This window comes from Pseudomonas sp. NPDC087346 (genome assembly GCF_044744235.1).
In the GTDB taxonomy this organism is placed as follows: domain Bacteria; phylum Pseudomonadota; class Gammaproteobacteria; order Pseudomonadales; family Pseudomonadaceae; genus Aquipseudomonas.
In genome coordinates, this window is sequence record NZ_JBIUXX010000121.1 from 1 (window position 1) to 6,735 (window position 6,735).

Genomic DNA, 6,735 nt, shown 5'->3' on the forward strand with positions numbered 1-6,735 from the left:
CGCTTCGAGATCCGCGTCAGTGATTCGCAAGGCCTGGAGCAGGGGATGCTGGTCAGCGTTGACTTACCTGCCTTGGATGGCGGCGGTGACTACGACTTGATCCAGCTCGAGCCGAGCGGCGACGGCCTGGTCGCCCTGATTCTGAGGTTGAGGCCATGAGCGTCGGAAGCTATTTCAAACCCTCGGCCGGGGGCGGGATGATCTCTATCCAGTCCTCGGCCGCAGATTTTCAGGCGTTCCAGGACTTTGCCAAGGTGGTACCGAAAGCGGCTGCGGCGGCGCATCGGCGTGCGATCAACAAGACGTTGGGAAGATTGCGCACGCACATCGCCCGAGCCGTCAGCCGGTCAGAGCGCATTGCCGTTGCGGCGGTGCGTCAGCGGTTGCGCAGTTATCCAGTTTCCGGCGCGGCCGCGAGCGGCAAACTGTGGTTCGGGTTGAACAGCATCGAATCCAGCCGGATCGGCCGGGCGCGGCAGACCGGCAGCGGTGTGTCGGTGGCGGGGCGGCGTTACGAAGGTGCCTTTCTCAAGAAGGTCTACGGCAACAAGCCCGACATCTGGATCCGCACGGCCAGCAAGCATTTCAACGCGGACGACTACCCGGATAGCACGGTGTCCCCCGGTCGCGGGCCGAGTTCGGGTTGGGTCGCTGAAAACGGTAGTCGTTTCCCGCTGGCCAAAGCCAAGGTGTCGCTGGAGCAAGCCCGGCCGCATTTCGACAGCTGGGTCAAAAAGGCAGACGAGATCCTGTTGGCGATTCTCAAACAAGAACTCAACTTTGAGCTGCAGAAATACCTCAAGAGGATCGGCAATGTCTGAAGAACCGTTCAACCTGGACCAGCTTTATCGGGCGGTAGAACAGCATCTGCGTACCCACTTGCCGGGCGTGCAGGCCGTCACCGCCTGGCCAGACATTAAGGATCGCGTGTCGCTGCCGGCGGTGTTTCTGGAGGTGGCCGAGATCGAGCCGGGTACCGATATCGGCACCGGCGAAACCTCGCTGGTCTGCAAGTTCGAGGCGCGAATCATCGTTGACCCGATCAAGCCGTACCATCATCAACAGGCCGTGCAGTTGGCGACCCAGTTGGCGGTGCTGCTGCGTGCGCAGACGTGGGGGTTGGCAGTTGAACCCGCCGAGTTTGTGCAATCGCTGCAGGACTGGACCCAGCCGCACCTGGATGGATACACGGTGTGGCTGGTGGAGTGGACTCAGCAGGTTTATCTCGGCGTTGAGGAATGGCCATGGCCGGACCAGCCGCCGGGGACGTTGGTGTGCGACGTTGAACCGGGTAACGGACCATTCAGGCCCGAGGATCTGCCGTGAGCTACGCAAGCGCCCAGCATGACCGCATGATCGCGGGGGCGATCAAAGCTTGCTACGTGGTCGCGGTGGATCTGTCCGCTTCGCCGCCGGTGTGTCGCGTGTCGGACGGCAGTGAATGGGTCAGCGCTTGGGTGCGCTGGCACAGCATTGCCGCCGGCAAGGCCAGACATTGGCGCGCACCGTCCATGGGCGAGCAGGGCAGTTTGATCAGTCCCAGCGGCGACGTGTCGCAAGGCACGTTTGTCCCGGGCCTGTATGGCAATGCCGGACCGCCGCCAGATAACCGCGACCACGTCGAGGTCTGGCGTTTTGATGATGGCGGCTCGCTAATCTACGACTGGCAGGCCAAGAGCTACAGCATCACGCTTCCGAGCGGCACAGTCATCATCAAGGTGGCCAGCACGGAAGCGGTTGTAACCGATAGCGCAGTGAACGTGACCACCGGCAACATCAATCTGAAAGCGGCGGTGATGATCGACGGCGCGCTGCACGTTACCAAGGGCATCACCAGCGCCGGCGCAATCATTGACGCCACCGGCAACAGTAATCACCACACGCATTAATTCATTCACGACAGCCCGCCCAGTGCGGGCTTTTTCATGCCTGGAGAAAATACATGGCCAAGATCGATACGCCCGTCACTGAGGTGCAAATGTCCTCGGAACCGGCATTGTCATCCTCAACTTACTCATCGCCTGAGTCCTTGAAGTTCCGCGACAAGCTCTACACGTCGCGACTGTTGATCGTGCCAGGTACTGACCGTTCCTATCAGGTGGAGAAGGCGACGGTCGTGGTGCCGGCCTCCGACATCGAGGCGGTCAAGTTCCTGAAAGCCAGCGAAGAATACGAGCCGTTCAAGGAGTGACATCGATGATCGGAATGGATCGCCAGACCGGCCTACCCATATCCGGTATCGAGCACCTGCGGCAATCCATTGCCGACATCTTGAGCACGCCGCTGGACAGTCGTCGGCACCGAATGGAATACGGCAGCAAGCTACGGCGGTTTGTCGATTTGCCCATCAACGAAGGCTGGAAAAGCGCCGTACAGGCTGAGGTTGCCCGCGCTTTGGGGCGCTGGGAGCCGCGTTTGAAGCTGGATCAGGTGCGCGTCATTTCCGTCATTGGCGGGCAAATCAATTTGCAAATCCTCGGGCAGTACCTGGGCGACAGCGTCACGTTGGAGGTGGCCGCATGAATACCGTAGATCTGTCGTCGCTGCCAGCACCGACCGTGCTGGAGCCTCTGGACTTCGAAGAGGTTTATCAGGACGGGCTGAGCGTGTTTCGCGGCTACATGGGCGGCAATTGGACGGCCGCGCTGGAAAGCGATCCGGTGGTCAAGGTGCTGGAAGTCGGGGCATACAACAAGGTCGGCAACCGCGCACGGGTTAATGATGCTGGCAAGGCGCTATTGCTGGCGCACGCCATTCGCGGCGACCTCGATCACCTGGGGGCCAACGTCAATCTGAAACGCTTGGTCATTCAGACTGCGGATCTGCTGGCAGTGCCGCCCGTGCCCGAGGTCATGGAGGACGACGATCCGTTTCGCGAGCGCATCCAGTTGGCCTATGAGGGCTTGACCACGGCTGGCCCGCGTAACAGCTACATCCTGCATGCACGCAATGCCTCCGGGTTGGTCGCAGATGCTACGGCCGAAAGCCCGGCGCCTTGTTACGTCACGGTCACGGTGCTGGGTCTGGACGGGGAAGGCGAAGCACCGCCGGACCTGCTGGCGACGGTCGCCACCGCGCTGAATGACGATGACGTCCGCCCAGTGGGTGATCGAGTGACTGTGCAGAGCGCAGAGGTGATCCGTTACGAGATTGACGCCATTTTGCACATGGCCAGCGCCGGTCCAGAAGCGGACGCCAGTTTGGCCGAGGCGAAAAGTCGTTTGGCAGCCTGGATCAATCCACGCAAGCGGCTGGGCGTCGAGGTCGCCCGCTCCGCTGTCGACGCTCAGTTGCACGTTGCCGGCGTTGCCCGGGTTGAGTTGGTCGGGTGGCAGGATCTGGCCCCGACCAAGGCGCAGGCGGCGTTCTGTACGCGCTACAACGTGAGGCTGGCGAACTGATATGAAAAGCCTACTGCCGCTCAACAGCACACAACTGGAACGGGCCATGGAGGCCGCGCTCTTCGAAAAGACGATTGTCCCACTGCGCGACCTCTACAACGCTGATACCTGCCCAGTTCATTTGCTGCCGCATTTGGCATGGGCGTGGTCGGTGGATCGCTGGGATTACCGGTGGAGCGAAGCTACCAAGCGTGCGGCCATCAAGGCGTCGTACTACATCCACAAACACAAGGGCACCATCGGCGCTCTGCGCCGTGTGGTCGAGCCGTTGGGCTACTTGATTGAGATTGTCGAGTGGTTCCAGACCGTGCCCGAGGGCGTGCCGGGCACCTTCGCGCTGAAGGTCGGGGTGCTGGATACCGGCATCACCGAAGAAATGTATCAGGAGCTTGAACGCCTGATAGACGACGCCAAACCGGTCACACGTCAACTCACCGGGTTGGCCATCAGCCTGGAAACCCAAGGCAATTTAAACATCGGCGTGTCCCTCTACGAGGGCGACGAAATCGACGTTTACCCACCCGTCATGCGTGACATCGAAGTCACCGGCAGCTTTGGCGTAGTCGGTCGCGAACACACCATAGACACCCTGGACGTTTATTATGATTGATGCGAATTCGCAGTTTTTCGCGATCCTCACGAACGTGGGGATGGCCAAGCAGGCGAACGCCGACGCGCTCGGCATTCCCTGGCTGATCACGCAGATGGGCGTGGGGGATGCCAACCCGAACGGGCTGGCTGATCCGCCCAATCCGGTTCCGTCGGCCGGTCAGACCAAGCTGCTCAACGAGTGGCGCCGCAAGCCGCTGAACCAACTGAAGACCGACCCGGTCAACCCAGCGGTGATTATCGCCGAGCAGATCATCCCGGCCGATGAAGGCGGCAAGTGGATCCGCGAAATGGGCTTGTACGACGCGGACGGCGATCTGGTGGCGGTGGCCAACTGCGCGCCAAGTTTCAAGCCGCTGCTGTCGCAAGGCTCGGGCCGTACGCAAATCGTGCGGATGAACTTCGTGGTCACTAGCACCGGCAACATCACCCTCAAGATCGATCCGGCAGTGGTGCTGGCGACTCGCGAGTATGTGGATACACGCATACTGGAAGAGCTTTACAAGCTAGATAACAAGCAGTCGGTCCGGGTCGCCACCACCGGAAATATCGTGTTGTCAGGACTACTGACCATCGACGGCGTGCCATTGCTGGCCGGTGATCGAGTTTTAGTGAAAAACCAGAACACCGCCAAAGACAACGGCATATGGGTAGCGGTAGCAGGCGCTTGGACTCGTTCAACTGATGCGGATTCAGACTCTGAAGTGACATCGGCTCTACTGGTGTCTGTTGAACAGGGCATCACGCTGGCTGACACCCGTTGGCAATTGATTACTGACGGAACAATTGTCCTGGGCACTACACCGCTGATGTTCCAGAACGTGACTTATGGTTTCGCGCCGATAAAGTCCCCAGTGTTTTTGGGTGATCCAACCGCTCCAACCCCGGCGCAGTTCGACAGCAGCAAGTTGCTGCCCACGACTGAGTTTGTACAGCGGGCGCTAGGGAATGATTCAGACTTCGCCATTTTGTTGGGTGTTATAACCCTCAATGCAGGGCACGCCGGAAAACTCATCTATGCCGGCGCCGGTGGAAACTACACGGTGACGTTGCCTTCTGCGGCAGCTGTTAAGGCGGGCACAAGACTACCGATTGTGATGTTTGCCAGTCAGCCCTGCTTTATCGCTACACAGCAGAGCCAGTTGATTTATTTCAATGGTAGCCAAACCTTATCAAGCATCACACTCGGCCTTGGAGACAGCCTGACCGTCGAATCGGATGGAGCTAACTGGTACGCGGTGGGGGGAACAGCACAGCTAAAATATGCCTCGGTATTCGGCTCGTCGGTAGATATCAATAGCTTCCAGAAGCTGCCGAGTGGGCGAATAATCCAGTTTGGAACTGTTGCGGGAAGTGCTAGCGGACCCGTTCCATTTTCCTTCCCGGTAATTTTCCCCTCATCGCTTGATAGCCTGGTATTGACGGTTGCAATTACTCCAGGATCGAACGGTGTTTTCGGCACGATGGAGAGCCAAACTACTGCCGGCGCTCGGTATCAAGCGTGGTCATCATCGACAAACCGAGTGGCGTTGAACTGCTACTACATTGCGATAGGTCGATAAGGAGAAAATTCATGTTTGCGTCGAGATCTGCACGCGGCTTTTATGACGAGTCCATTCATACAGCTATGCCGGATGACGTGATTAAAATCTCTGCTGAATACCACGCAGAGCTTCTGGCAGGGCAATCTGAAGGTAAGGTAATTGACTGGGATCGCGATGGTGTTGCTGTTCTGGCCGACCTACCGCCGCCCGGCAATGAGCAATTGGCCGCCACCGAAAGGAGCTGGCGAGACCAACGGTTATCTGAAACGGATGGTGTCGTGGCTCGTCATCGTGATGAGTTGGAGGAAAGCAGCGACCCCACTTTGACGGCCGTGCAATACGCCGAGCTTCAAGCGTATCGCCGAGCGCTGCGCAACTGGCCGGAGTCCGGTGAGTTTCCACTGGTTGACCACCGACCACCGACACCTCTTTGGCTGACTGAGCAGCTTCAATAATCGCCCCGCACTGACGGGGCGTTTTCTTTTCCGTTACGCGTAACACCAACACCCTCACAGCCTCGCTTATGCGGGGCTTCTTCGTTTCTGGAGACTGACCCTTATGAGTTTTTTCCACGGCGTCACGACCACGTCGGTCGACACTGGCGCGCGCACCATCTCGCTGCCGTCGTCGTCGATTATCGGTCTGTGTGACACCTTCACACCTGGTGTCCTCGGCGGCGGTACAGCCAAGGCCGGCGAACTGAAGTTGATCACCACCGAGCGCGAAGCCATTGCCGCCTTCGGTCCTGACTCGGCGATCACCAAGGCCTGTCAGGCGATCTACGTCAAAGCCAAGGCGGTGATCGTCGCCATCGGCGTGGCCAAACTGGAAGATGCCGCGCTGCAAACTTCGGCAATCATCGGCGGCGTTCTGGCCTCGGGTCAGCGCACGGGATTGCAGGCGCTGCTCGACGGTAAAAGCCTGTTCAACGCGCAGCCTCGATTGTTGATCGCGCCAGGTCATACCGCGACTCAGGCGGTGGCCACGGCGCTCGATAGCTTGGCGCAGAAACTGCGCGCCATCGGCATCATCGATGGCCCGGGCACGACCGACGAGGCCGCCATGGCCTACGCCGATAACTTCGGTAGTCGCAACCTGTTCATGGTCGACCCGGGCGTCAAGTATTGGGACACCATCACCAGCAAGACCGTCGACGCACCCGGTTCGGCTTGGGCGGCGGG

10 protein-coding genes are annotated in these 6,735 nt (G+C 59.5%); all 10 read left to right on the plus strand.

Translation table 11 applies throughout. The annotated features are described in order from the left end of the window. The first annotated feature begins 155 nt into the window (after positions 1–155). Complete coding sequence (locus ACIOZM_RS30880; protein WP_350483506.1) at positions 156–821, plus strand: hypothetical protein; 666 nt, start codon at positions 156–158, stop codon at positions 819–821. Next, positions 814–1,326 (plus strand): hypothetical protein, encoded by a 513-nt coding sequence (locus tag ACIOZM_RS30885; protein ID WP_401221295.1) that lies wholly within the window; start codon positions 814–816, stop codon positions 1,324–1,326. The genes ACIOZM_RS30880 and ACIOZM_RS30885 overlap by 8 nt, the downstream gene beginning before the upstream one ends. Further along, positions 1,323–1,889, plus strand: a complete 567-nt coding sequence (locus tag ACIOZM_RS30890; protein WP_401221298.1) for a phage baseplate assembly protein V — start codon at positions 1,323–1,325, stop codon at positions 1,887–1,889. The genes ACIOZM_RS30885 and ACIOZM_RS30890 overlap by 4 nt, the downstream gene beginning before the upstream one ends. A 53-nt stretch (positions 1,890–1,942) precedes the next feature. Beyond that, a complete protein-coding gene (locus ACIOZM_RS30895; RefSeq protein WP_401221300.1) occupies positions 1,943–2,191 on the plus strand; it encodes a hypothetical protein in 249 nt (82 codons plus the stop codon). Between the two features lie 5 nt (positions 2,192–2,196). Continuing rightward, positions 2,197–2,523, plus strand: a complete 327-nt coding sequence (locus tag ACIOZM_RS30900) for a GPW/gp25 family protein (protein WP_401221303.1) — start codon at positions 2,197–2,199, stop codon at positions 2,521–2,523. Beyond that, complete coding sequence (locus tag ACIOZM_RS30905) at positions 2,520–3,401, plus strand: baseplate J/gp47 family protein (RefSeq protein ID WP_401221306.1); 882 nt, start codon at positions 2,520–2,522, stop codon at positions 3,399–3,401. Before ACIOZM_RS30900 ends, ACIOZM_RS30905 begins: the two co-directional genes overlap by 4 nt. Position 3,402: 1 nt before the next feature. After that, entirely contained in the window at positions 3,403–4,011 is a 609-nt protein-coding gene (locus ACIOZM_RS30910; protein ID WP_401221309.1) for a phage tail protein I, read from the plus strand. Next, on the plus strand, positions 4,004–5,572 hold the full coding sequence (locus tag ACIOZM_RS30915; RefSeq protein WP_401221311.1) for a phage tail protein: 1,569 nt from the start codon (positions 4,004–4,006) through the stop codon (positions 5,570–5,572). Before ACIOZM_RS30910 ends, ACIOZM_RS30915 begins: the two co-directional genes overlap by 8 nt. An 11-nt stretch (positions 5,573–5,583) precedes the next feature. Then, a complete protein-coding gene (locus tag ACIOZM_RS30920; protein ID WP_401221314.1) occupies positions 5,584–6,009 on the plus strand; it encodes a phage tail assembly chaperone in 426 nt (141 codons plus the stop codon). A 103-nt stretch (positions 6,010–6,112) separates the two neighbouring features. Beyond that, positions 6,113–6,735 (plus strand): phage tail sheath subtilisin-like domain-containing protein (locus tag ACIOZM_RS30925; RefSeq protein ID WP_401221317.1); only part of this gene is annotated, 623 nt, incomplete at its 3' end.

Coding starts and splice junctions, on each gene's coding strand:
- ACIOZM_RS30880 (WP_350483506.1), top strand. CDS start 156: ATGAGCGTCGGAAGCTATTTCAAACCCTCGGCCGGGGGCGGGATGATC.
- ACIOZM_RS30885 (WP_401221295.1), top strand. CDS start 814: ATGTCTGAAGAACCGTTCAACCTGGACCAGCTTTATCGGGCGGTAGAA.
- ACIOZM_RS30895 (WP_401221300.1), top strand. CDS start 1,943: ATGGCCAAGATCGATACGCCCGTCACTGAGGTGCAAATGTCCTCGGAA.
- ACIOZM_RS30900 (WP_401221303.1), top strand. CDS start 2,197: ATGATCGGAATGGATCGCCAGACCGGCCTACCCATATCCGGTATCGAG.
- ACIOZM_RS30905 (WP_401221306.1), top strand. CDS start 2,520: ATGAATACCGTAGATCTGTCGTCGCTGCCAGCACCGACCGTGCTGGAG.
- ACIOZM_RS30910 (WP_401221309.1), top strand. CDS start 3,403: ATGAAAAGCCTACTGCCGCTCAACAGCACACAACTGGAACGGGCCATG.
- ACIOZM_RS30915 (WP_401221311.1), top strand. CDS start 4,004: ATGATTGATGCGAATTCGCAGTTTTTCGCGATCCTCACGAACGTGGGG.
- ACIOZM_RS30920 (WP_401221314.1), top strand. CDS start 5,584: ATGTTTGCGTCGAGATCTGCACGCGGCTTTTATGACGAGTCCATTCAT.